Annotated in this window: 23 protein-coding genes and 1 tRNA gene; 13 read left to right on the top strand and 11 right to left on the bottom strand. The window is 71.0% G+C overall.

Annotated features, from left to right (window positions below; all coding sequences use genetic code 11):
- Positions 1 to 33 precede the first annotated feature (33 nt).
- Positions 34 to 107: transfer RNA gene (locus ACZ66S_RS05950), tRNA-Met, on the top strand.
- 139 nt (positions 108 to 246) lie between these two features.
- Here the strand turns inward: ACZ66S_RS05950 and ACZ66S_RS05945 are convergent.
- The 3 genes from ACZ66S_RS05945 to hisN all read right to left on the bottom strand — a co-directional run bounded on the left by ACZ66S_RS05945 (position 247) and on the right by hisN (position 2,111).
- Entirely contained in the window at positions 247 to 663 is a 417-nt protein-coding gene (locus tag ACZ66S_RS05945; RefSeq protein ID WP_469899970.1) for a Fur family transcriptional regulator, read from the bottom strand.
- 75 nt (positions 664 to 738) lie between these two features.
- On the bottom strand, positions 739 to 1,149 hold the full coding sequence (locus tag ACZ66S_RS05940; RefSeq protein WP_469899969.1) for a CBS domain-containing protein: 411 nt from the start codon (positions 1,147 to 1,149) through the stop codon (positions 739 to 741).
- A gap of 161 nt (positions 1,150 to 1,310) precedes the next feature.
- Positions 1,311 to 2,111 (bottom strand): histidinol-phosphatase, encoded by an 801-nt coding sequence (gene hisN, locus ACZ66S_RS05935; RefSeq protein WP_469899967.1) that lies wholly within the window; start codon positions 2,109 to 2,111, stop codon positions 1,311 to 1,313.
- Between the two features lie 200 nt (positions 2,112 to 2,311).
- On the opposite strand from hisN, the gene ACZ66S_RS05930 reads away from it, so the two are divergent.
- On the top strand, positions 2,312 to 2,920 hold the full coding sequence (locus ACZ66S_RS05930) for a TetR/AcrR family transcriptional regulator (protein WP_469899966.1): 609 nt from the start codon (positions 2,312 to 2,314) through the stop codon (positions 2,918 to 2,920).
- Positions 2,921 to 2,926: 6 nt separating this feature from the next.
- Here ACZ66S_RS05930 and ACZ66S_RS05925 read toward each other — a convergent pair whose 3' ends face one another.
- The 4 genes from ACZ66S_RS05925 to ACZ66S_RS05910 all read right to left on the bottom strand — a co-directional run bounded on the left by ACZ66S_RS05925 (position 2,927) and on the right by ACZ66S_RS05910 (position 6,485).
- Entirely contained in the window at positions 2,927 to 3,250 is a 324-nt protein-coding gene (locus tag ACZ66S_RS05925) for a DMT family transporter (RefSeq protein WP_469899965.1), read from the bottom strand.
- 88 nt (positions 3,251 to 3,338) lie between these two features.
- Complete coding sequence (rsgA, locus tag ACZ66S_RS05920) at positions 3,339 to 4,349, bottom strand: ribosome small subunit-dependent GTPase A (protein WP_469899964.1); 1,011 nt, start codon at positions 4,347 to 4,349, stop codon at positions 3,339 to 3,341.
- A 12-nt stretch (positions 4,350 to 4,361) separates the two neighbouring features.
- Positions 4,362 to 5,687, bottom strand: coding sequence for a 3-phosphoshikimate 1-carboxyvinyltransferase (aroA, locus tag ACZ66S_RS05915; RefSeq protein WP_469899962.1), 1,326 nt, complete (start codon positions 5,685 to 5,687; stop codon positions 4,362 to 4,364).
- An 84-nt stretch (positions 5,688 to 5,771) separates the two neighbouring features.
- Positions 5,772 to 6,485 (bottom strand): M50 family metallopeptidase, encoded by a 714-nt coding sequence (locus ACZ66S_RS05910; RefSeq protein WP_469899961.1) that lies wholly within the window; start codon positions 6,483 to 6,485, stop codon positions 5,772 to 5,774.
- A 50-nt stretch (positions 6,486 to 6,535) separates the two neighbouring features.
- On the opposite strand from ACZ66S_RS05910, the gene ACZ66S_RS05905 reads away from it, so the two are divergent.
- The 10 genes from ACZ66S_RS05905 (at position 6,536) to ACZ66S_RS05860 (ending at position 16,571) form a co-directional block, all read left to right on the top strand.
- Positions 6,536 to 7,348, top strand: a complete 813-nt coding sequence (locus ACZ66S_RS05905) for an SOS response-associated peptidase (RefSeq protein WP_469899960.1) — start codon at positions 6,536 to 6,538, stop codon at positions 7,346 to 7,348.
- Between the two features lies 1 nt (position 7,349).
- Positions 7,350 to 7,988: an alpha/beta hydrolase family protein gene (locus ACZ66S_RS05900; RefSeq protein ID WP_469899959.1), complete on the top strand. Its 639-nt coding sequence runs from the start codon at positions 7,350 to 7,352 to the stop codon at positions 7,986 to 7,988.
- Between the two features lie 257 nt (positions 7,989 to 8,245).
- The gene (gene sigR, locus ACZ66S_RS05895) at positions 8,246 to 8,929 is read left to right on the top strand and encodes an RNA polymerase sigma factor SigR (RefSeq protein WP_053847920.1); all 684 of its coding nucleotides are present in this window, start codon (positions 8,246 to 8,248) and stop codon (positions 8,927 to 8,929) included.
- Positions 8,926 to 9,237 carry a mycothiol system anti-sigma-R factor gene (gene rsrA / locus ACZ66S_RS05890; RefSeq protein ID WP_469899957.1) on the top strand — a complete coding sequence of 104 codons (312 nt, stop codon included), beginning with the start codon at positions 8,926 to 8,928 and terminating at the stop codon, positions 9,235 to 9,237. Before sigR ends, rsrA begins: the two co-directional genes overlap by 4 nt.
- 133 nt (positions 9,238 to 9,370) lie before the next feature.
- Complete coding sequence (locus ACZ66S_RS05885; RefSeq protein ID WP_469899956.1) at positions 9,371 to 10,711, top strand: HD-GYP domain-containing protein; 1,341 nt, start codon at positions 9,371 to 9,373, stop codon at positions 10,709 to 10,711.
- Positions 10,708 to 11,976: an HD-GYP domain-containing protein gene (locus ACZ66S_RS05880; RefSeq protein ID WP_469899954.1), complete on the top strand. Its 1,269-nt coding sequence runs from the start codon at positions 10,708 to 10,710 to the stop codon at positions 11,974 to 11,976. The genes ACZ66S_RS05885 and ACZ66S_RS05880 overlap by 4 nt, the downstream gene beginning before the upstream one ends.
- A gap of 104 nt (positions 11,977 to 12,080) precedes the next feature.
- A complete protein-coding gene (locus ACZ66S_RS05875) occupies positions 12,081 to 13,061 on the top strand; it encodes a tetratricopeptide repeat protein (protein WP_469899953.1) in 981 nt (326 codons plus the stop codon).
- A 125-nt stretch (positions 13,062 to 13,186) separates the two neighbouring features.
- On the top strand, positions 13,187 to 13,837 hold the full coding sequence (gene def / locus ACZ66S_RS05870; protein WP_469899952.1) for a peptide deformylase: 651 nt from the start codon (positions 13,187 to 13,189) through the stop codon (positions 13,835 to 13,837).
- A 281-nt stretch (positions 13,838 to 14,118) separates the two neighbouring features.
- Positions 14,119 to 15,204 (top strand): epi-isozizaene synthase, encoded by a 1,086-nt coding sequence (gene cyc1 / locus ACZ66S_RS05865; protein WP_469899950.1) that lies wholly within the window; start codon positions 14,119 to 14,121, stop codon positions 15,202 to 15,204.
- Positions 15,201 to 16,571, top strand: a complete 1,371-nt coding sequence (locus tag ACZ66S_RS05860; protein WP_469899949.1) for a bifunctional albaflavenone monooxygenase/terpene synthase — start codon at positions 15,201 to 15,203, stop codon at positions 16,569 to 16,571. The genes cyc1 and ACZ66S_RS05860 overlap by 4 nt, the downstream gene beginning before the upstream one ends.
- Before the next feature lie 4 nt (positions 16,572 to 16,575).
- On the opposite strand, the gene ACZ66S_RS05855 is transcribed toward ACZ66S_RS05860, so the two are convergent.
- Positions 16,576 to 17,538 carry a GlxA family transcriptional regulator gene (locus ACZ66S_RS05855; protein WP_469899948.1) on the bottom strand — a complete coding sequence of 321 codons (963 nt, stop codon included), beginning with the start codon at positions 17,536 to 17,538 and terminating at the stop codon, positions 16,576 to 16,578.
- 92 nt (positions 17,539 to 17,630) lie between these two features.
- Between ACZ66S_RS05855 and ACZ66S_RS05850 the strand changes: the two genes are divergently transcribed.
- Positions 17,631 to 17,801 (top strand): hypothetical protein, encoded by a 171-nt coding sequence (locus ACZ66S_RS05850; protein ID WP_469899946.1) that lies wholly within the window; start codon positions 17,631 to 17,633, stop codon positions 17,799 to 17,801.
- Positions 17,802 to 17,827: 26 nt separating this feature from the next.
- Here ACZ66S_RS05850 and ACZ66S_RS05845 read toward each other — a convergent pair whose 3' ends face one another.
- The 3 genes from ACZ66S_RS05845 to ACZ66S_RS05835 all read right to left on the bottom strand — a co-directional run bounded on the left by ACZ66S_RS05845 (position 17,828) and on the right by ACZ66S_RS05835 (position 21,818).
- A complete protein-coding gene (locus ACZ66S_RS05845) occupies positions 17,828 to 18,361 on the bottom strand; it encodes a hypothetical protein (protein ID WP_469899945.1) in 534 nt (177 codons plus the stop codon).
- Between the two features lie 71 nt (positions 18,362 to 18,432).
- Entirely contained in the window at positions 18,433 to 19,446 is a 1,014-nt protein-coding gene (locus ACZ66S_RS05840) for a ribonucleotide-diphosphate reductase subunit beta (RefSeq protein WP_469899944.1), read from the bottom strand.
- Entirely contained in the window at positions 19,446 to 21,818 is a 2,373-nt protein-coding gene (locus tag ACZ66S_RS05835) for a ribonucleoside-diphosphate reductase subunit alpha (protein WP_469899942.1), read from the bottom strand. The genes ACZ66S_RS05840 and ACZ66S_RS05835 overlap by 1 nt, the downstream gene beginning before the upstream one ends.
- Positions 21,819 to 21,864 lie beyond the last annotated feature (46 nt).

The following is a 21,864-nucleotide window of genomic DNA, read 5'->3' as shown; positions in this document are numbered from 1 at the left end:
GCCTCACCCATCACGTAACGTTGCATTCATCGACGCGGGGTGGAGCAGCTCGGTAGCTCGCTGGGCTCATAACCCAGAGGTCGCAGGTTCAAATCCTGTCCCCGCTACTGAAGGCCGAGGGCCGGAATCCGAAAGGGTTCCGGCCCTCGGTGTTTGTCGGACCCGGAACCCGAAAGACGTCAGGAAGCCGCGGGCAGCACGAAGCCCCGGCGTCCGTGAGGGATGCCGGGGCTTCGGTGCGAGCTGTTATGCCGCCGCGCAGTTCGGGCACACGCCCCGGTACGTCACCTCGACGTCCGAGACGGTGAAGCCGAACCGCTCCGTGTCGGGCAGGTCGGCCATCGGGTTGCCCGTGGGATGCACGTCCCGGATGGCGCCGCACTGGGCGCAGACCAGGTGGTGGTGCGGTCGGTGGGCGTTCGGGTCGTACCTCTTGGCGCGCTTGTCGGTGGCGACCTCGAGCACCTCGCCGAGGGAGACGAGCTCGCCCAGCGTGTTGTAGACGGTCGCCCGGGAGATCTCGGGCAGCTTGGCCACGGCGCGTGCGTGGACCTCGTCGGCCGTCAGGTGGACGTGTTCGCCGTCGAGGACCTCGGCCACGACGCGCCGTTGTGCGGTCATCCGCCATCCACGGCCGCGCAGTCGTTCCAAAAGGTCGCTCATGCTCACCAGACTAACAGCCGGGGACCAGAATCCGAACGGGTGTGAGTTTGGAGAGCTGCTCGATTTGGATTGAGTCTAATGTGGTGCACCGGTCGTGGCCGGTACGCGCTGCCGTGCCGGCGCCCAGCAGCGGATGATGTCGCGCACCGAGACGATGCCCGTGGGCTCGCCGTCGTCGAGCACGATGAGGTGCCGGAAGCCGCCGTGGGCCATCGCCTGCGCGGCCTCCTCCAGGGTCCAGGTCGGGGTGGCGAAGACGACGTCGGTGGTGGTGTGGGCGTGGGCGTACTCCGTGTCCGGGCTCTGGCCCAGTCCCACGGAGTTCAGGATGTCGCGCTCGGTCAGAATGCCGGTGCCGGTGCCGTCGGGATCGAGGACCACGGCCGCGCCCACCCGGCGGGCGGACATCAGGGCGGCGGCCTGGCGGAGTGTGTGGGCGGGGCCGATGGTGAGGACCACCGTGCTCATGGCGTCGCGGACGAGCATGGGTACGCAGTCACCTCCTGGGAACCAATGAGTTCGTTCATTGGTTCACAAGTTCACAAATGAGGGTCCCCTCAGAGTCGCAGGTAAAGCGAGGGTCAACAAGAGGGCGCGCGCCGCCGATTGAGGGCGCGCGCGCTCGCACGGGTTCCGCCGGAGCCGTCCTAGTAGCGCTCGTTGAGATAGCCCAGGAACTCGTCGTGCAGCAGTCCGTTGGACGCGGCGGCGTTGCCGCTGTGCGGGCCGGGGCGGCCGTCCAGCCCGGTGAAGGTGCCGCCGGCCTCCGTGACCACGATCGCGGTCGCGGCCATGTCCCACAGGGAGAGCTCGGGTTCCGCGCAGAGGTCGACCGAGCCCTCGGCGACCATCATGTACGGCCAGAAGTCGCCGTACGCGCGCGTGCGCCACACCTCGCGGGTCAGGTCCAGGAAGCCGCCCAGCCGGCCCTGGTCCTCCCAGCCGGTGAGGGAGGAGTACGCGAAGGAGGCGTCGCTCAGCCTGCCGACCTTGGAGACGTGCAGGCGGGACGCGGAGGAGAGGCTGCGGCCGCTGAAGGCGCCGTGACCCCTCGCGGCCCACCAGCGGCGCCCGAGGGCCGGGGCGGAGACCACGCCGACGACGGGCTGGAAACCGCCCTCGCCCGCCTCCATCAGGGAGATCAGGGTGGCCCAGACGGGGACGCCCCGGACGTAGTTCTTGGTGCCGTCGATCGGGTCGATGACCCAGCGGCGCGGGCCGGTGCCCTCGACGCCGAACTCCTCGCCGAGGATGGCGTCACGGGGGCGGGCGCGCTTGAGGTGGCCGCGGATCAGTTCTTCCGCGGCCTTGTCCGCCTCACTGACCGGGGTCATGTCCGGCTTTGTCTCGACCTTGAGGTCCAGTGCCTTGAAGCGGTCCATGGTCGTCGCGTCGGCCGCGTCCGCGAGAACGTGGGCGAGGCGGAGGTCGTCGAGGTAATCCGGCATGGTGGGAACGGTATCCGCCGGTGTCGGTGCGGTGCCATGGGGGCCGCAGTGTGGACGCCTCGCGCGGCGCCGGGGCGGATGGCGCGGCGGCCGCGGGCGCTTCACGGCGGGCCCGCGCCCCGCTGCGTCCCCGCGAACCCTTGACAGTGCTTCCGTCCGCGTCAAATCTGGGCGCAGAGCTGCTTGCTCCCTGGGAGGCGATGATGCCTGCTGCGCGGGAATCGCTGCTGGATGCCGCTTATGCGGCGCTGGCACGTCGGCCGTGGTCCGCCGTGCGGATGGTGGATGTCGCGGCGGCGGCCGGAGTGTCCCGGCAGACGCTGTACAACGAGTTCGGGAGCAAGGAAGGGCTGGCCCGCGCGCTGGTGAGACGAGAGGCCGACGGGTACCTCGTCGGCGTCGACCGGGCGCTCACCACGCACGGCGACGCCCGCGAGCGGCTGACCGCGACCGCCGAGTGGACCGCCGCCTCCGCCCGGGAGAACGCGCTGGTACGGGCCATGCTCACCGGCTGCTGGAGCGAGCGGCTGCCCTCGCCGACGCTCTCGGCCGTACCGTCCTCCTCGGCCGTGCCGGCACAGCGCCGGGCCGACGGACCGCTGCCCTCACCCGGCGACTTCGTGGCCCTGGTGCGCGACCGGGCCGTCTCCGTGCTCTCCGGACCCGGCGTCCACAGGTCGGAGGTCCCCGACCTCGTCCGCTCGTGCGAGCTCGCCGTCCGCCTCGCCCTGTCCTGCGTGGCGGCCCCTCCCGGTGAGGGCGGCGTCGCGGACCTGGTGCGCAGCGCGCTGCACCGGCAGTACGCGTGACCGCGCCTAGTGCGACGAGCCCGACAACTGGAGCCCGATCACCCCGATGATCACCAGGCTGATCGAGACGATCTTCAGCGTCGACACCAGGTCGCCGAGGAAGATCATCCCGTAGATCGCGGTGCCCGCCGCGCCGATCCCGGTCCACACGGCGTAGGCGGGGCCGACGTCCAGCTTCCGCAGGGACAGGGTCAGCAGGCCGAAGCTGCCGAGCGCGAAAATGCAGAACGCGATCGTGGGCCACAGCCGGGTGAAACCGTGGGAGAGCTTCAGACACACGGCGAAACCGGTCTCCAGCAACCCGGCCACCACCACCAGCAGCCACGCCATGTGCTGTCCTCCCGTATGTCCGGCCGCATGCCCGGCTCGGTGCGATTATGCACTTACCGAACTCGCGTACAGCCAAACAACGCGGAGGTCAGTCCCCCTCGGTCCGCTCCCGTGTCGCGAGCAGCCGGCGCAGGGAGTACAGCCGGGCCGGGTCGGCATGGCCGTCGGCCACCCACTGGTCCAGCGCGCAGTCCGGCTCGTCATGACTGCACGCGCGCGGACAGCCCTCGGTACCCGGTTCCAGGTCGGGGAACGCGTGGATCACCCGGGACGGGTCCACGTGGTGCAGGCCGAACGACCGGAGGCCCGGGGTGTCGATCACCCAGCCGTCGTCGCCCGCCAGGGGCAGCGCCAGCGCCGAGGTCGTGGTGTGCCGGCCGCGGCCGGTCACCGCGTTCACATGGCCGGTCAGGCGCCTGCGGTCCTCCGGGACCAGCGCGTTGACCAGGGTCGTCTTGCCGACGCCCGAGTGGCCGACGAACGCCGTGATCTTGCCGTCGAGCTGCTCGCGCACCCGGGCCGCCGCGTCGCCGTTCTCCAGCTCCTCGCGGCTGGTGACGACGTACGGGATGTCCAGGTCGCCGTAGAGCTCCAGGAGCTTGTCCGGCGGGGCCAGGTCCGACTTGGTCATCACCAGGAGCGGGGTGAGCCCGCCGTCGAAGGCGGCCACCAGGCAGCGGTCGATGAGCCGGGGGCGGGGTTCCGGGTCGGCGAGGGCCGTGACGATGGCGAGCTGGTCGGCGTTGGCGACGACCACCCGCTCGAAGGGGTCGTCGTCGTCGGCGGTCCGGCGCAGGACCGAGGTCCGCTCCTCGATGCGCACGATCCGCGCGAGGGTGTCCTTCTGGCCGGAGAGGTCGCCGACGAGGGCCACCCGGTCGCCCACGATCGCCGCCTTGCGGCCCAGTTCGCGGGCCTTCATGGCCATGATGATCCGGTCGTCCACGAGGACGGTCAGCCGGCCCCGGTCGACGGTGAGGACCATGCCCCAGGACGCGTCCTCGTGCTTGGGCCGGATGTTGGTGCGCGGCCGGTTGCCCTTGCGGTTGGGGCGGCTGCGGATGTCGTCCTCGTCGGTGTGCTTGCCGTAGCGGCGCATGGCGTGAGTCCCCTACGCCTTCTCGCTCCCGAGCATCCCGCTCCACATGTCGGGGAAGTCCGGCAGGGTCTTGGCCGTCGTGGCGACGTTCTCGATGCGTACGCCCTCGACCGCGAGGCCGATAATCGCGCCGGCCGTGGCCATGCGGTGGTCCTCGTAGGTGTGGAAGGTGCCGCCGTGCAGCGGGCGCGGGCGGATGTGCAGACCGTCGGCCGTCTCGGTGACGTCACCGCCGAGTTCGTTGATCTCCTTGGTGAGCGAGGCCAGCCGGTCCGTCTCGTGCAGGCGGAGGTGGGACACCCCGCGCAAAGTCGAGGGGGAGTCCGCGAGGGCCGCCACCGCCGCGATGCCCGGGGTCAGCTCGCCGACCTCGCCGAGGTCGACATCGATGCCGTGGATCCCACCCGAACCGGTGAACACCAGGCCGTAGTCGGTGAGTTCGCAGGAACCGCCCATCTCGGTGAAGATCTCGCGCAGCCGGTCACCTGGCTGGGTGGTGCGGGCCGGCCAGTCCGGGACCACCACCTTGCCGCCGGTCACCAGGGCCGCCGCCAGGAACGGCTGGGCGTTGGAGAGGTCGGGCTCGATCGTGAGGTCGCGGCCCAGCAGGGCGCCCGGCGTGACCCGCCAGACGTTCGGCTCGCCGCCCGACTCCGGGGTGTCCACCTGGGCGCCGACCGCGCGCAGCATGTCCACGGTCATCCGGATGTGCGGCAGCGACGGGAGGGTCGCACCGACGTGCCGGACCTCGACGCCCTGGTTGAAGCGCGGGCCGGAGAGCAGGAGCGCCGAGACGAACTGGGACGAGGAGGACGCGTCGATCTCGACCGTCCCGCCGTCCAGGGCGCCCCCGCCGTGCACCGTGAGCGGCAGCGCGCCGCGGCCGTCGTCGTCGATCCGCGCCCCGAGGACGCGCAGCGCGTCGATCACGCCGTGCAGCGGGCGCTCGTACGACCTCGGGTCGCCGTCGAAGCGGACCGGGCCGTCGGCCAGGGCGGCGACGGGCGGGAGGAAGCGCATGACGGTGCCGGCGTTGCCGACGTCCACCGTGGCGGGGCCGCGCAGGCCCGCCGGCAGGACCCGCCAGGTCTCCCCGGTGCCGTCCGGGCCGACCCCCTCCTCGATGCCCACGCCCATCTCGCGCAGGGCCGCCGCCATCAGGAGGGTGTCGCGGGAGCGCAGGGGGCGGCGGAGCCAGCCCGGCTCACTGGCGAGGGCGGCCAGGACGAGGGCCCGGTTGGTGACTGACTTCGACCCCGGTACGTGGACCGTCGCGTCGACGGCTGCGCTCGCGTGGGGGGCGGGCCAGAGGGCGGTGTCTGAGGGGTTCGAAGCCATGGGGTCACTTTAGTCGGGGGGTGGGTTCCCGGTGCGGCGCCGTCCGGCCCGCGGCGCCACGGTGACGCCCCCTCCGGGACCGCGTCACACCTCCAGCAGCCACCTGCCGCCGCCGATGAGCGAGCACAGGCTCACCGCGTGGAACAGGAACAGCCACAGCCCCGCGGGCACGTTCGTCAGACGGGACAACTGGTCCGCGTCCGAGTCGCCCGCCCCACCCCTCGTCCGCTTCGCCTGTAGCTCGAAAGCGGGACGCACCCCGCCCAGCAGCAGGAACCACACCACCGCGTACGCGAACGCCGCCTGCACCTGGGGGCCGGCGAGCCAGGACACCACCACGAACGTGCCGCCGGTGAGCAGCACCGTCAACGCCCCGTACGCGTTGCGGATCATCACCAGCATCGCCACCAGCAGGGCCGTCGCCGCCCACAGCAGCAGGGTGATGCGGCCGGCGGCCAGCAGGGCGGCGCCGCCGAGACCGAGCAGCGGGGGAGCGGTGTACCCGGCCGCGGCGGTGAGGATCATGCCGAGGCCGTGCGGCTTGCCCCGGCTGACCGTGAGGCCGCTGGTGTCGGAGTGCAGCCGTATCCCGGTGAGCTGACGGCCGGTCAGCAGGGCGACCAGACCGTGACCGCCCTCGTGGGCGATGGTGATGGCGTTGCGCGACAGCCGCCACAGCGGATGCGGGACCACTATGGCCAGCGCCGCCGCCAGGGTGGCCAGCACCACCCACAGGTCGGGATCGGGCTGGAGCCCGGTGAGTTCGTCCCAGAGAGAGGTCGCTGTGCTGGTGTCCATGTTGCGCGGTGGCTCCCTCTCGTCGTACGGAGTCTGGCAGTGTGGCACGTATGTGCGGACGGTATGCAGCCAGTCGTGGGCCCGAGGATCTCGCAGGAATCTTTGAGATCGGGACGGGGGTCCCGGAGATCCTGGAGCCCGACTACAACGTGGCCCCGACCAAGGAGGTCTATGCCGTCCTCGACCGTCCTCTCAAGGACGTCGAGGACCCGCGGCCGGTTCGGCAGCTCCGCAAGCTGAGGTGGGGGCTGATCCCGAGCTGGTCGAAGACGCCCGAGGGCGCGGCCCGGATGATCAACGCCCGCGCGGAGACCGTGCACGAGAAGCCGTCCTACAAGCGGGCCTTCGCCACCCGGCGCTGCATCATCCCGGCCGACGGCTACTACGAGTGGGTCACCGGCACCGGCGAGCGGGAGCTGGAGGTCGAGGGGAAGAAGAAGCGGCCGCGCAAACAGCCCTACTTCGTGCTGCCCGCCGACGGTTCGGTGTTCGCGATGGCCGGGCTGTACGAGTTCTGGCGGGACAGGACCCTGCCCGACGACCACCCGCAGGCATGGTGGGCCACCTGCTCGGTGATCACCACCGAGGCGGAGACCGGCCCGCTGGCCGTCTCCCCGGCCGAGGGCCCGCGCTCCCTGGCCGACATCCACCCCCGGATGCCGCTGATGCTGACCCCGGACCGCTGGGACACCTGGCTCGACCCCTCCCGCACCGACCTCGGCGAGCTGCGCTCCCTGCTCGCGCCGCCGCCCGAGGGGCTGATGCGGGCCTACCCGGTGAGCACGGCCGTCAGCAACGTCCGCAACAACGGGCCGGAGCTGCTGAAGGAGCTGGACGGTCCCGAAGAGGGCACACTCTTCTGACGTGACCCAAGAGACCACCGAGATCATCGGCACCGAGACCGGGGACGCCCGCGTCACCTGGCACCCGGCGGAGCAGGCACGGTTCGTGCTGGCCGTCGGTCACGGCGCCGGCGGCGGCATCGAGGCGCGGGACCTCCAGGCACTCGCCCGGGTCCTCCCCGGCCACGGGGTGAGCGTGGCGCTCGTCGAGCAGCCCTGGCGGGTGGCCGGCAAGAAGCTCGCGCCCGCGCCGAAGACGCTGGACGTGGGATGGCGGGGACTCTGGCCCGCCCTGCTGGAGCCGGGGCTGCCGGTGATCTCCGGCGGCCGCAGCGCGGGCGCCCGCGTCGCCTGCCGTACGGCCGCCGAGCTGGGCGCCCGTGCCGTGCTCGCCCTCAGCTTCCCGCTGCACCCGCCGGGCAGGCCGGAGAAGTCCCGCGCCGCGGAACTGCTCGGGTCCGGGGTGCCCACCCTGGTCGTCCAGGGCGGCAACGACCCGTTCGGGAAACCGGAGGAGTTCCCGGCCGGCTCCTTCGAACTGGTCGAGGTGGCGCACGGCGACCACGGCTTCGCCGTGCCGAAACGCGCCCCGATCACCCAGGAGGAGGCCGTGACGGTCATCACGGACGCGGTCGTGAAGTGGGTCGGGTCACTGGGGTGAAACCCCGGGAATGTTGAGCCGCGAACCTCTGTTGAGGCGGACAGAAGCGCTGAGGAACAGCGCAGACCGTCGTAGGAGAGGAAGTCCGCCGCATGGGTTCGACCTTCTGCCCGAGCCGCAGCAGCCGCGCTGACCTGGACTGGACGGTGCTGCATGCGGCCAAGACCACCCCCATTCGAGGGGCGGCCGGGACGGGTAGTCGTCTATCCTCCAATTCCGGTGGCACCGGTTTCGTTGCTGCCCGGAATCTTGAGGAGGTGGGTCCGGTCACTGGGATCGACGCAGGGACCGACAACGGCCAGGCGGAGCTGCCCGAGGGCCAGGGCGCGAGCACGGAGTCGACCGCGGAGCGCACCGCGCGCTTCGAGCGGGACGCGCTCGAATTCCTCGACCAGATGTACTCGGCCGCCCTGCGCATGACGCGCAACCCGGCCGACGCCGAAGACCTGGTGCAGGAGACGTACGCCAAGGCGTACGCGTCCTTCCACCAGTTCCGTGAGGGGACCAACCTCAAGGCGTGGCTGTACCGGATCCTCACCAACACGTTCATCAACTCGTACCGCAAGAAGCAGCGCGAACCCCAGCGCTCCGCGGCCGAGGAGATCGAGGACTGGCAGCTCGCGCGCGCCGAGTCGCACATGTCGACGGGCTTGCGCTCCGCCGAGTCGCAGGCGCTCGACCACCTGCCCGACTCGGACGTGAAGGAAGCGCTGCAGGCGATCCCCGAGGAATTCCGCATCGCCGTCTACCTCGCTGACGTAGAGGGCTTTGCGTACAAGGAGATCGCGGACATCATGGGGACACCCATCGGTACGGTGATGTCCCGCCTGCACCGCGGCCGCCGTCAACTGCGCGGCATGTTGGAGGACTACGCGCGCGAGCGCGGGCTCGTCCCGGCCGGTGCCGGGGAGTCGAACGAAGCGAAAGGCTCGGGCTCATGAGCTGCGGAGAGCCGCACGAGACGGACTGCAGTGAGGTACTCGATCATCTCTACGAGTTCCTCGACAGCGAGATGCCGGACGTCGACCGCGCCAAGTTCAAGCAGCACTTCAGCGAGTGCTCGCCGTGCCTGGAGAAGTACGGCCTCGAAGAGGCCGTGAAGAAGCTCGTCAAGCGCTGCTGCGGTCAGGACGACGTGCCGACCGACCTGCGCGCCAAGGTCCTGGGGCGGCTCGACCTGATCCGCTCGGGACAGGCCGTGCCCGAGCACGACGTGGCGGCCTCGCCGGCGACCCCGCAGGAGTCCTGAGCACGGCGCCGGACTCCCGGGCCCGCCCGGTCGTCGTTCACCCGAACGTGCTAATCGGCAGGCGCACCCCGCGCCGCCTCCCCTCGCCGCCCTAGGCTCCTCGCAACTGTGCGGACTGGGCTGGAGGGGCGACATGGAGGCGGTACCGGCACGCGCGCGTGCGTACGTCGCCTGTGTCGCCGCGGTCGCACTGCTCTGTCTGCTGCCGCTGCCGGACACCCGCACCCCCTGGTGGGCGCTCGCCCTGCTCGCCGCGCTGTACGCGTGCTGCGAGCAGGCCGCCGCCCGGTGGCGGTTCGCCGGCACCTTCCACCCGGTCCTGCTCGCCGGCGCCTTCCTGCTGCCGCCCCCGGCCGCCGCCCTCGTGGCGCTGCCGGGGGCGCTGCTGTCCCCCGTCGAGCGGCGCCCGCGGGGGCTGCGCCGGGTCTGGCGGGCCGCGCAGCTCGCGGTGAGCGTGTGGGCGGCCGCACGGGTGCACGGGGCGCTGGGCGGCCGGGACGCGGTCGCCGCCGCCCACTTCCCGTACGCGCTGCTCCCGGCCGGGCTCGCGGTGCTCGTCTTCTGCCTGCTGCTGAGCGCGCTGGACGGCGGGATCCTGGCGCTCGCCGTGGGCGCACCTCCCACGCCGTTCGGGCAGTGGGGGAGGATTCCGGTACGGCGGGCCTGGCGCGGTCTGTTCCTGCGCTCCCTCGCCCCCGTCGCCGTCCACGGACTGGCCGGGCTGATGATGGCCGTGCTGTGGCGCAGCCCCTACGGTCCCGGCGCCGCCCTGCTCGTGCTGCTGCCGATGTGCGTGTCGTGGTGGGTGTTCGCCCAGTACCACCGGGAGCGGGCCGCCCACCAGGCCACCATCCGGGCGCTGGTGCAGGCCGTCGACATCAAGGACGAGTACACCCGCGGGCACAGCGAGCGGGTCGGACAGGCGTCCATGATGATCGCGCGGGAGCTCGGCATGGACGACGCCCGGGTCGAGGTGCTGCGGTTCGCCGGCATCCTGCACGACGTGGGCAAGCTCGGGGTGCCGACCCGGCTGCTCAGGAAGGACGGCCCGCTGACCCCGCAGGAGCGGCGGATCATCGAACTGCACCCGGAGTACGGGCACGAGATGGTGCGGGGCATCTCCTTCCTCGGCGAGGCGCGGGCCGCCGTACTGCACCACCACGAGCGGCTGGACGGCAGCGGGTACCCGTACGGACTGGTGGGGGGTCAGATCCCGGAGTCGGCCCGGGTGGTGGCCGTCGCCGACGCCTTCGACGCGATGACCTCCACCCGCTCCTACCGGCGGGCCCGGCCCGTCGGCGCCGCGCTGGAGGAGCTCGAGCGGTGCGCGGGCAGTCAGTTCGACCCACGGATGGTGACGGCCCTCGTCCAGGCGCTGACCCGGCACGGCTGGCACCCGGCGGTCACGGCCGACGAGGCCCCCGTGCCGCACCCGCGGCCGAGCGTCCCGGGGCGGCCGGGGGTGCGCCGGTGAGCGCCCCCGGCGCGCCGAGGCCGTCCCGACGGCGCCCGCCGCTCCTCGTCCTCGTCCACGGCTCCGCCGCCCTGCTCGCCCTCGGCTCCCTCGGTCTCGTCCTCTGGACCGGCCTGGAGGAGCGCGGCACCGCCCTCGCCTTCGGGGTCCTGATCACCGTCGGTGAGCTCAACCGGCGCGGCGGCCCGTACGTCCGGCAGGCCGCGCCGCTCGGCGCCGCCGGGGCGCTGTCGTACGCCCTGCTCGGCGAGAACGCCGGCACGCCCTCCCATCACGGCGCCGCCCAGGCCGTCACCGTCGTCCTCGCCGCCACCCTCGTCGGCAGCGTGCCGCACGTCGGACGCGGGCAGGGGCCCACCGCCGACCAGACGGCCCGCCGTGTCCTCACCGTCGGCTTCGCCGCCGTGTGCTTCCAACCCCTCTACAACCAGGGCACGTTCAGCCAGTGGGACGGCCCCTTCTACGCCCTGCTCCTGCTCGCGCTGCTGTCGCTCACCGCGCTGTGCGACGCGCTGCTCGCGGCCGCCCTCGCGCACTCCCGCACCCGCTGGCCCTTCGGCCCGCTGCTCCGGGACGAGCTGCGCGCCCTGCTCGGCATCGGCTCCGCGGTCGTCGCCACCGGGGCCGTGATGGCGCTCGCGGTGGCCGTCGCGGGACTGTGGGCGCTGCCCGTCTTCTCCGTGCCGCTGCTGCTCACCCAGCTCTCCGTCCGCCGGTACGCCGCCGTTCGCTCCACCTACCGGCAGACCATCGCCTCCCTCGCCCGGGCCACCGAGATCGCCGGGTACACGCCCGCCGGGCACGCCCGCAGGGTCGCCGCGCTCAGCCGCGAGGTCGGGCGGGACCTGGGGATGTCCCGGCCCGAACTCACCGTCCTGGAGTACGCGGCCCTCATGCACGACATCGGCCAGCTCAGCCTCGTCGATCCGGTGCCCGCCGGTGCCACCGCCGCCCTGCCCCTCGCCGAGCAGCGCCGCATCGCACTCCTCGGCGGGGCCGTCGTCCGGCAGACGGGCGTCGACGCGGCCGTCGCCGTGGTCGTGGAGCGGCAGGCCGACCCCTGCCGGGAGCAGCCGATGGCCGCGCGGATCGTGCGGGCGGTCAACGCCTACGAGGAGAAGGCGCGCGACGCCGGCCCCGGCGGGCCGCTGACCGCGCTCGAGGAGCTGCGCCTCGGCACCGCGGGGGACTACGCTCCGGAGGTCGTGGAGGCGCTGGCCCGGGTGCTGTCGAGAGACTGTCTGACCTCGCCCGTGACGGGGTAACCCATGGGTAATGAGCGCCCTTCCGAGCACACGTGGTTGGATGCGGGAGAGAGGGTGTCCGGGGGCACAGCCAGCCCACTCGACGGAACCGGCAGGCGGGAATCGTGAGGATCTTCGGCAAGGGACGGCACCGGCCCTCCGCCTCCTGGCGGCAGGCCACGGACCGCGCGTTCACGCTGATCGGCGACGGTCGGTACGAGGACGCGGGCGCGCTGCTGACACGTGCAGCGGACCTGGAGCCCTGGCTGTCCGAGTCCTGGTTCAACCTCGCCCTGCTGCACAAGTTCCGGCACGACTGGGAGCAGGCGAGGGCCGCCGGACTGCGTGCCGTGGCCCTGCTCGACCGGGAGACCGGGGCGCCCGACTGGTGGAACGTCGGCATCGCCGCGACCGCGCTCCAGGACTGGCCGCTGGCCCGGCGCGCCTGGCAGGCCTACGGGCTGCGGGTGCCCGGTGGGGCCACCGCGTCCGGTGAGCCGCTCGGCATGGACCTCGGCAGCGCGGCCGTACGACTGTCCCCGGAGGGCGAGGCCGAGGTGGTCTGGGGGCGGCGGCTGGACCCCGCCCGTATCGAGGTGCTGTCCATCCCGCTGCCGTCCTCGGGGCGGCGCTGGGGCGAGGTCGTGCTGCACGACGGGGTGCCGCACGGCGAGCGGACCACGACCGCCGGGCACGCCTACCCCGTCTTCGACGAGATCGAGCTGTGGGCGCCCTCGCCCGTGCCGACCTGGGTGGTCCTCCTGGAGGCGGCCACCGAGGCCGACCGGGACGCGCTGGAGCAGCTCGCGGCCGACGCCGGGTTCGCCGCGGAGGACTGGTCGTCGTCGGTACGGCTGCTGTGCCGGATGTGCTCCGAGTCGCGGATGCCGTCCGACGAGGGCGACGGGGAGCATCTCGATCCGCACGACCACAGTGAGCCGGGTCATCCCGGGCCGCTGGGGCACCGGACGGACGGGCAGCTCTGGGTGCCGGAGCGGGAGTGCGGGGTGGCCGCGCCGGCTTCGCTGGTTCGGGGGCTGCTGGACGGGTGGGTGGCGGACAGCCCTGACTCCCGGGACTGGCGCGATCTCGAAGAGGTGTGCTGACGGCTCTCGACCGCGGGTCCGTTGCGGCTGGTCGCGCAGTTCCCCGCGCCCCTGTGGGGCACGGCCCCCTTACCCTGTATCAGCAGCTCCCCCTTAGTTCTTGTTCAGGAAGGCATCCGTAGGTCATGGCCCAGCAGGACACCGATCAGCAGCAGGCGGGCGTGCTCCCCGTCGACGACGAGGGGTTCGTCGTCGACACCGAGAACACCGAGGAGCGGGAGAACGCCTGGCGTGAGCGCGGCACCTCGCGGCCCATCACCGTCGTCGGGAACCCCGTGCTGCACAAGGAGTGCAAGGACGTCACGGAGTTCGGCGAGGAGCTCGACCGACTGGTCGCCGACATGTTCGCCAGCCAGCGCACCGCCGAGGGCGTCGGCCTCGCCGCCAACCAGATCGGCGTCGACCTGAAGGTCTTCGTGTACGACTGCCAGGACGACGAGGGCCGGCGGCACGTGGGTGTCGTGTGCAACCCGAAGCTCGTGGACCTGCCCGCCGACCGGCGCCGGCTCGACGACAGCAACGAGGGCTGCCTCTCGGTGCCCACCGCGTACGCGCCGCTCGCCCGTCCCGACTACGCCGAGGTCACCGGGCAGGACGAGAAGGGCAACCCGGTCAAGGTCCGCGGCACCGGCTACTTCGCCCGGTGTTTGCAGCACGAGACCGACCACCTCTACGGCTACCTCTACATCGACCGGCTCTCCAAGCGGGAACGCAAGGAGGCCCTGCGGCAGATGGCCGAGAACGAGCCCCGCTACCCCGTGGTCGCCAACGACTGACGTCCCACGACCCCCGTCCGCACGGCGCCTGTTCAGGAAGCACTCCCCGAACAGGCGCCGTTCGCATGTGCGTCGCACGTTCGATCGGATGTGCTCACTTAGTGATCCGATTCAAGTCACACATGGGGAGAATCTCGACACTGTGGGGTAGTGAATGAAGCAAATCCGTTCCCAGAATGGTCAGTTGTGGTGCTGAATAGGAAGTGCGGGGATACGCAACGGCGCACGCCCGGTTCAGCGGCAGGGGCGTGCGCCAACTGGCGGCTGGAAGGGGTTTGTTCGTGCCTGCTTTCCCACACAGCACCACATCGACGCCGACGGCGATCGCGGTTCCACCGTCGCTCTCCCTCCCGGTGATCGAGGCAGCGTTTCCCAGGCAACTGCATCCGTATTGGCCCAGGCTCCAGGAGAAGACACGCACCTGGCTTCTGGAAAAACGGCTCATGCCGGCGGACAAGGTTGCGGAATATGCCGACGGACTGTGCTACACGGACCTCATGGCGGGGTACTACCTCGGCGCCCCGGACGAGGTCCTCCAGGCGATAGCGGACTACAGCGCGTGGTTCTTCGTCTGGGACGACCGGCACGACCGTGACATCGTCCACCGCCGTCCCGGCGCTTGGCGGCGGCTGCGGTTCCGGTTGCACGCGGCGCTCGACTCGCCACGGGATCATCTGCACCACGAGGATCCGCTGGTCGCCGCCTTCGCCGACAGTATGGTGCGGCTGTACTCGTTCCTGCCGCAGACGTGGAACACCCGGTTCGCCGGACACTTCCACGAGGTGATCGAGGCCTACGACCGGGAATTCCGCAATCGCACCAGGGGAATCATCCCCACGGTCGAGGAATACCTGGCGCTGCGCCGCCTCACCTTCGCGCACTGGATCTGGACGGATCTGTTGGAGGCGAGCGCGGGACGCGAACTCCCGGACTGGGTTCGGAAACACTCGGCCTACCGGCGGGCGGCACTGCTGAGCCAGGAGTTCGCCGCCTGGTACAACGACCTCTGCTCACTTCCCAAGGAAATAGCGGGAGACGAGGTCCACAATCTCGGCATCAGTCTCATCAAACACGAGGGGCTCACCCTCGAAGAAGCGGTCCGGGAAATGCGGCGACTGATCGACAAATGCGTGGACGCATTTCTCGTGGCCGAGGCGGACGCCCTCCGATTCGCCGACGGTCTCGACGACGGCACCGCGCAGGGAAAGGAACTGAGCACCGCCGTCCGGGCCTGCGTCCGCAATATGCGCAACTGGTTCAGCACCGTCTACTGGTTCCACCACGAGTCCGGCCGTTACATGGTCGAAAGCTGGGACGACCGGTCCACGCCCCCGTACGTCAACAACGAAGCGGCAGGTGAGAAATGACCGTCGAATCCGTGAAACCCGGAACCACGGTGGCTCCCGGGTCGGGTGAGCCGCCCATCGCCGGCGGGGGCGTCCCCGTCCTCGGCCACGGCCTGCGCCTGGCCCGTGACCCGCTGACCTTCCTGGCCGGGCTGCGGCGGCACGGCGACGTCGTCCGCCTCCGGCTCGGCCCCAAGACGGTGTACGCGCCCACCACCCCCGAACTGACCGGGGCCGTGGCCCTCAACCCCGACTTCATCATCGCCGGACCGCTGTGGGAGTCCCTGGAGGGGCTGGTCGGCAAGGAGGGCGTGGCCACCGCGAACGGCCCCCAGCACCGGCGTCAGCGGCGCATCATCCAGCCAGCGTTCCGGCTCGACGCGATACCGGCCTACGGGCCCATCATGGAGGAGGAGGCGCAGGCGCTGGCCGAGCGCTGGCAGCCCGGCGAGACCGTCGACTGCACCCTGGAGTCCTTCCGGGTCGCCGTGCGGATCGCGGCCCGCTGTCTGCTGCGCGGCGACTACATGGACGAGCGCGCCGAGCGGCTGTGTGTCGCGCTCACGACCGTCTTCCGGGGGATGTACCGGCGGATGGTGATACCCGCCGGGCCGCTGTACCGACTGCCGCTGCCGGCCAACCTCGCATTCAACCGAGCGTTGGCCGATCTGCATCTCGTGGTGGACGAGATCGTCGCCGAACGCCGGGCATCCGGTCAAAAGCCGGACGATTTGCTGACGGCATTGCTGGGGGCGAAGGACGCGAATGGCGACCCCATCGGGGAACAGGAGATCCACGACCAGGTCGTCGCGATACTCACCCCCGGCGGCGAAACCGTCGCGTCCACGATCATGTGGCTGCTTCAGGTGCTCGCCGAACATCCGGAACACGCGGACAAGGTGTGCGCGGAAGTCGAATCGGTCACCGGTGGTCGTCCCGTGGCATTCGAGGACGTACGGACACTCAGGTACACGAACTATGTGGTGGTCGAGACCATGCGTTTGTGGCCGGCGGTATGGATATTGACGCGACGGGCGGTACGCGACACCGAACTCGGTGGCTATCGCATTCCGGCCGGGGCCGACATCGTCTACAGTCCGTACGCGATCCAGCGCGATGCGAAGTCCTTCGACGACAGCGCCGTTTTCGACCCGCTGCGCTGGAGTCCCGAACGGTCCGGGTCGGTTCCGAAACACGCCATGAGTCCGTTCAGCACCGGCAACCGGAAGTGCCCGAGCGACCACTTCTCGATGGCCCAGCTCACGCTCCTCACGGCGGCGCTGGCGAGGAAGTACCGCTTCGAGCAGGTGCCCGGCTCGGACGACACCCCCCGGCCGGGCATCACCCTGCGACCGAACCGGCTCCTGGTGCGGCCCGTGCCCCGGTGACGGGTCAGGCCGCCTCCGGACCCTGGAAGGTGCGCCGGTAGGCGTTCGGGGTGGTGCCCACCGCGCGCAGGAACTGGTGGCGCAGCGCGGCCGCGGTGCCGAACCCGGCGCGGCCCGCGATCGCGTCCACCGTCTCGTCCGTCGCCTCCAGCAGCCGTTGGGCCAGCAGTACACGCTGGCGCAGGATCCAGCGGTAGGGAGTCGTCCCCGTCTCCTGCTGGAAGCGGCGGGCGAACGTGCGCGGGGACATGTGCGCGCGCTCGGCGAGCTGCTCGACGGTGACCTCCTCGTCGAGGTGCTCCTCCATCCACACGAGCACCTCGCCGACGGTGTCGCACCTGGACCGGGGCAGCGGGCGCTCGATGTACTGGGCCTGGCCGCCGTCCCGGTGGGGCGGTACGACCATGCGCCGGGCGATCTTGTTGGCGACCTCGGTGCCCTGCTCCTTGCGCACGATGTGCAGACAGGCGTCGATGCCGGCCGCGGTGCCCGCGGAGGTGATCACCGGGTCCTCGTCGACGTACAGGACGTCCGGCTCGACGGTCAGCCGCGGGTACGCGCGCGCCAGTTCCTCCGCGTGATGCCAGTGCACGGTGCAGCGCCGGCCGTCGAGCAGTCCGGCCGCGGCGAGCACGAAGACGCCGGAGCACACGCTGAGCACCCGGGCCCCGCGGTCGACCGCGCTCCGCAGGGCGTCGAGCAGCTCGGGCGGGAACTCCCGCGTCTCGTAGCCGGCGCAGGCCGGCACGGTGATCAGATCGGCCGACTCCAGCCGCTCCAGGCCGTGTTCGAGGTGCAGGGCGAAGCCCGACCGGGAGGACAGCCTGGGGCCCTCGGCCGAGACGACCGCGAAGTCGTACACGGGCAGGCCGTCGTCACTGCGGTCGGTCCCGAAGACCTCGCAGACGACTCCGAGCTCGAAGGGGTTCACGCCGTCCAGGACGACGGCGGCCACGTTCTTCAGCATGCTGCCAGTGTGCCCCAGGGCTGGCAGTAAATCGAGGGTGTGCGGCAGTCCTGCCACTGTTGGTAAGGAGTCTGCGGCGCGACAGTAGTGACATGACTTCAGCGCAGACAGAAGGACTGATCGCCATGCTGACTGTTTTCGCCATCTTCGTCCTCCTGATCCTCCCCTCGGTGATCGGGATCGTGCACGACAAGCGAGTCGACCGTCAGATCAGGAAGGCACGCGAGTACCGGGCCGCCCACGGGGCCGCTCGCACGGTCTGACCTGTCGGCCGGGGACGCGGTCGTGCTCAGGTGACCAGGACGGTGACCCGCCACTCCTGAATGCCCTTGCAGGAGACCCGGCCGGTCTCCGTCGCGCACAGGGGGCGCTGTGAACTCAGCTCCACCCGGCCGGCCGAGACCGCCTTGTACGCGGCATTCGCGTCACCCGGCAGCAGCACGATCCCGCTGTTGGTGGCCTCCAGCCCGCCGCCCTCGGTGCTGACCGGTTTCCAGGGGCGGTCCTTCGTGCCGTCCAGCGAGACACGGACGGTCTCGCCCACCGCGAGACAGACCGTGCTGCCGCTGTCACCGGCGTCCAGCTCCGCGGCGTCCGTGCACTCCGAGGACGACGACGGCGGCGGCGACAGCGAGGCCGACGGTGAAGGTGACGGTGTCGGCGAGGCAGACGGTGACGCGGACCGGGGCGGGGACGACGACGAGGGCGGCGGCGACACCGTGTCGCCGTCGCCCCCTTCGCTTCCGGCCCCGGTCCCGCACCCCGCGAGCAGCAGGGTCAGTGCCGCCAGGGCGAGGGCTGTGCGGTGGGTCGTAGGGCGCATGGGGGTGGCCTCCTCGTCGATGAGACGTGCCGCACGCGTACCCGGATCCACCGAGTTTTGAAGCGAACCTGTCAGAAATCCTCGTCCAGGTCGACCGTGCCCTCCACGGCCACCTGGTACGCGGACGGACGCCGCTCGAAAAAGTTGGTCAGCTCCTGGACGCCCTGGAGCTCCATGAAGGAGAACGGGTTCTCCGAGCCGTACACCGGGGCGAAGCCGAGGCGCGTCAGACGCTGGTCGGCGACGCACTCCAGGTACTGCCGCATCGACTCGGTGTTCATGCCCGGCAGTCCCTCGCCGCACAGGTCCCGCGCGAACTGGAGCTCCGCCTCGACCGCCTCCGCCAGCATGTCGGTGACCTGCTGCTGGAGCCGGTCGTCGAAGAGCTCCGGCTCCTCCTTGCGGACGGTGTCGACCACGTCGAAGGCGAACGACATGTGCATGGTCTCGTCGCGGAACACCCAGTTGGTGCCGGTGGCGAGACCGTGCAGCAGACCCCGGCTGCGGAACCAGTAGACGTACGCGAAGGCACCGTAGAAGAAGAGGCCCTCGATGCACGCGGCGAAGCAGATCAGGTTGAGCAGGAAGCGGCGGCGGTCGGCCTGGGACTCCAGCCGGTCCAGCTTCTCGACCTCGTTGATCCACTTGAAGCAGAACTCGGCCTTCTCGCGGATCGAGGGGATGCTCTCGACGGCGTCGAAGGCCGCCGCCCGGTCCTCCGGGTCGGGGAGGTAGGTGTCCAGGAGCGTCAGATAGAACTGGACGTGGACGGCCTCCTCGAAGAGCTGCCTGCTCAGGTACAGGCGCGCCTCGGGGGAGTTGATGTGCTTGTAGAGGGTCAGCACCAGGTTGTTCGCCACGATCGAGTCGCCCGTCGCGAAGAACGCGACCAGCCGGCCGATCAGGTGCTGCTCCTTTGGGGACAGCTTCGCCAGGTCGGCGACGTCCGAGTGGAGGTCGACCTCCTCGACGGTCCAGGTGTTCTTGATGGCGTCCCGGTAGCGCTCGTAGAAGTCCGGGTAGCGCATGGGGCGCAGGGTCAGCTCGAAGCCCGGGTCGAGAAGGTTCTTGGCTTCGGTGGTCATCACTGGCAGGCCTCGCAGGACTCGGGGTTTTCCAGGGAGCAGGCGACGGCGTCCTCCGGGACCGCCTGCTGGACGGGGACCGTCGCCTGAGCGGCGCGGGCGATACGGGTCGCCGGGCGCGAGCGCAGGTAGTACGTCGTCTTCAGCCCGGACTTCCAGGCGTACGCGTACATCGAGGAGAGCTTGCCGATGGTCGGCGTCTCCAGGAAGAGGTTCAGGGACTGGGACTGGTCGAGGAACGGGGTCCGCGCCGCCGCCATGTCGATCAGGGAGCGCTGCGGGATCTCCCACGCCGTGCGGTACAGCGCCCGTACGTCCTCGGGGATCCACGCGAAGCCCTGCACCGAGCCGTTCGCCTCGCGCAGCGCCTCACGGGTGCGGGCGTCCCAGACGCCGAGCTTCTTCAACTCGGCCACCAGGTAGGAGTTGACTTGGAGGAACTCCCCGGACAGCGTCTCGCGCTTGAACAGGTTGGAGACCTGCGGCTCGATGCACTCGTACACCCCGGCGATCGAGGCGATGGTGGCCGTGGGCGCGATGGCGAGCAGGAGGCTGTTGCGCAGGCCCGTGACGGCCATGCGCTCGCGCAGCGCCGCCCAGCGCTCCGGCCAGGTGAGGTCGCAGGCGTAGTGGTCCGGGTGCAGGACACCCTGCGCGGTACGGGTCTTCTCCCAGGCCGGCAGCGGGCCGTTGCGCTCGGCGAGGTCGGCGGAGGCCTCGTAGGCGGCGAGCATGATCCGCTCGGCGATCCGGGTGGAGAGCGCCTTGGCCTCGGGGGAGTCGAAGGGCAACCGCAGTTGGAAGAAGACGTCCTGGAGGCCCATCGCGCCCAGGCCGACCGGGCGCCACTTGGCGTTGGACCGTCCGGCCTGCTCGGTCGGGTAGAAGTTGATGTCGACGACCCGGTCGAGGAAGGTCACGGCGGTACGGACGGTGGCGTCCAGCCGCTCCCAGTCGATGTCGCCGGTCGCCGTGTCGACGAACGCCCCGAGGTTCACCGACCCCAGGTTGCAGACCGCCGTCTCCCCGTCGTCCGTGACCTCCAGGATCTCCGTGCACAGATTGGAGGAGTGGACCGTGTGGCCGGGCAGGGCCGTCTGGTTGGCGGTGCGGTTGGCGGCGTCCTTGAAGGTCATCCAGCCGTTGCCGGTCTGCGCGAGGGTGCGCATCATCCGGCCGTAGAGGTCACGGGCCGGGATGGTCCTGCGCGCGAGCCCGTCGGCCTCGGCCTTCCGGTAGGCCGCGTCGAACTCCGCGCCCCACAGGTCGACCAGCTCGGGCACGTCGGCCGGTGAGAAGAGCGACCACTCGGCGTCCGCGTTCACCCGGCGCATGAACTCGTCCGGGATCCAGTGCGCGAGGTTCAGGTTGTGCGTACGGCGGGCGTCCTCACCGGTGTTGTCCCGCAGCTCCAGGAACTCCTCGATGTCGGAGTGCCAGGTCTCCAGGTAGACCGCGGCCGCGCCCTTGCGCCGGCCGCCCTGGTTCACCGCGGCGACACTCGCGTCCAGCGTCTTCAGGAACGGCACGATGCCGTTGGAGTGCCCGTTGGTGCCGCGGATCAGCGAACCGCGGGAGCGGATGCGGGAGTACGCGATGCCGATGCCCCCGGCGTGCTTCGAGAGGCGGGCGACCTGGTGGTAGCGGTCGTAGATGGAGTCGAGCTCGTCCTTGGGGGAGTCGAGGAGGTAGCAGGACGACATCTGGGGGTGCCGGGTGCCGGAGTTGAAGAGGGTGGGGGAGGAGGGGAGGTAGTCGAGGCGGCTCATGAGGCCGTAGAGCGCGGCGACTTCGTCCAGGGCGTGCACGGTGTCGTCCTCGGCGAGGCCGGCGGCCACCCGGAGCATGAAGTGCTGGGGGGTCTCGATGACCTTGCGGGTGATCGGGTGCCGCAGCAGGTACCGGCTGTGCAGGGTGCGCAGGCCGAAGTAGCCGAAGCGGTCGTCGGCTTCGGTGTCGACCAGCGCGTCGAGCTTTTGCGCGTGCACCCGCACGAACTCGGCGGTCCGGTCGGCGACGAGGCCCTCGCGGTGGCCGGCGGCGACCGACCCGGTGAACGAGGTGACGCCCTGCGAAGCGGCCTCGGCCGCGATGGAGATCGTCAGCAGCCGCGCGGCCAGCCTGCTGTAGGCGGGGTCCTCGGAGATGAGACCGGCCGCCGCCTCGGTGGCCAGCTCGCGCAACTCCGCGATCATCTCGGCGGAGGTCCCCCGCGCGGACCGGCCGCGCAGCGCGGCGGCGGCGACCCGGCCGGGGTCGGCGTCGGGGAGGTCGGCGGTCAGCGCGGTCAGGGTCCGCAGCAGGGCGGTTCCGGGACCGTCCTCGTCCACCGGGGTGGTCGCTGAAGCCGGATCGGCCGGCGCGATGGTCACGTGGGGCTCTCCCTCGCTGGGCACGGGGCCTTGCGGGCAGGGGGCA

The organism is Streptomyces sp. NPDC107471 (assembly GCF_055582845.1).
Note: the sequence above shows the minus strand (reverse complement) of the source record. Positions and strands in the feature narration are given on the sequence as shown.

Coding starts and splice junctions, on each gene's coding strand:
- ACZ66S_RS05945 (WP_469899970.1), bottom strand. CDS start 663: ATGAGCGACCTTTTGGAACGACTGCGCGGCCGTGGATGGCGGATGACC.
- ACZ66S_RS05940 (WP_469899969.1), bottom strand. CDS start 1,149: ATGCTCGTCCGCGACGCCATGAGCACGGTGGTCCTCACCATCGGCCCC.
- hisN (WP_469899967.1), bottom strand. CDS start 2,111: ATGCCGGATTACCTCGACGACCTCCGCCTCGCCCACGTTCTCGCGGAC.
- ACZ66S_RS05930 (WP_469899966.1), top strand. CDS start 2,312: ATGATGCCTGCTGCGCGGGAATCGCTGCTGGATGCCGCTTATGCGGCG.
- ACZ66S_RS05925 (WP_469899965.1), bottom strand. CDS start 3,250: ATGGCGTGGCTGCTGGTGGTGGTGGCCGGGTTGCTGGAGACCGGTTTC.
- rsgA (WP_469899964.1), bottom strand. CDS start 4,349: ATGCGCCGCTACGGCAAGCACACCGACGAGGACGACATCCGCAGCCGC.
- aroA (WP_469899962.1), bottom strand. CDS start 5,687: ATGGCTTCGAACCCCTCAGACACCGCCCTCTGGCCCGCCCCCCACGCG.
- ACZ66S_RS05910 (WP_469899961.1), bottom strand. CDS start 6,485: ATGGACACCAGCACAGCGACCTCTCTCTGGGACGAACTCACCGGGCTC.
- ACZ66S_RS05905 (WP_469899960.1), top strand. CDS start 6,536: ATGTGCGGACGGTATGCAGCCAGTCGTGGGCCCGAGGATCTCGCAGGA.
- rsrA (WP_469899957.1), top strand. CDS start 8,926: ATGAGCTGCGGAGAGCCGCACGAGACGGACTGCAGTGAGGTACTCGAT.
- ACZ66S_RS05885 (WP_469899956.1), top strand. CDS start 9,371: ATGGAGGCGGTACCGGCACGCGCGCGTGCGTACGTCGCCTGTGTCGCC.
- def (WP_469899952.1), top strand. CDS start 13,187: ATGGCCCAGCAGGACACCGATCAGCAGCAGGCGGGCGTGCTCCCCGTC.
- ACZ66S_RS05860 (WP_469899949.1), top strand. CDS start 15,201: ATGACCGTCGAATCCGTGAAACCCGGAACCACGGTGGCTCCCGGGTCG.
- ACZ66S_RS05855 (WP_469899948.1), bottom strand. CDS start 17,538: ATGCTGAAGAACGTGGCCGCCGTCGTCCTGGACGGCGTGAACCCCTTC.
- ACZ66S_RS05850 (WP_469899946.1), top strand. CDS start 17,631: ATGACTTCAGCGCAGACAGAAGGACTGATCGCCATGCTGACTGTTTTC.
- ACZ66S_RS05845 (WP_469899945.1), bottom strand. CDS start 18,361: ATGCGCCCTACGACCCACCGCACAGCCCTCGCCCTGGCGGCACTGACC.
- ACZ66S_RS05840 (WP_469899944.1), bottom strand. CDS start 19,446: ATGACCACCGAAGCCAAGAACCTTCTCGACCCGGGCTTCGAGCTGACC.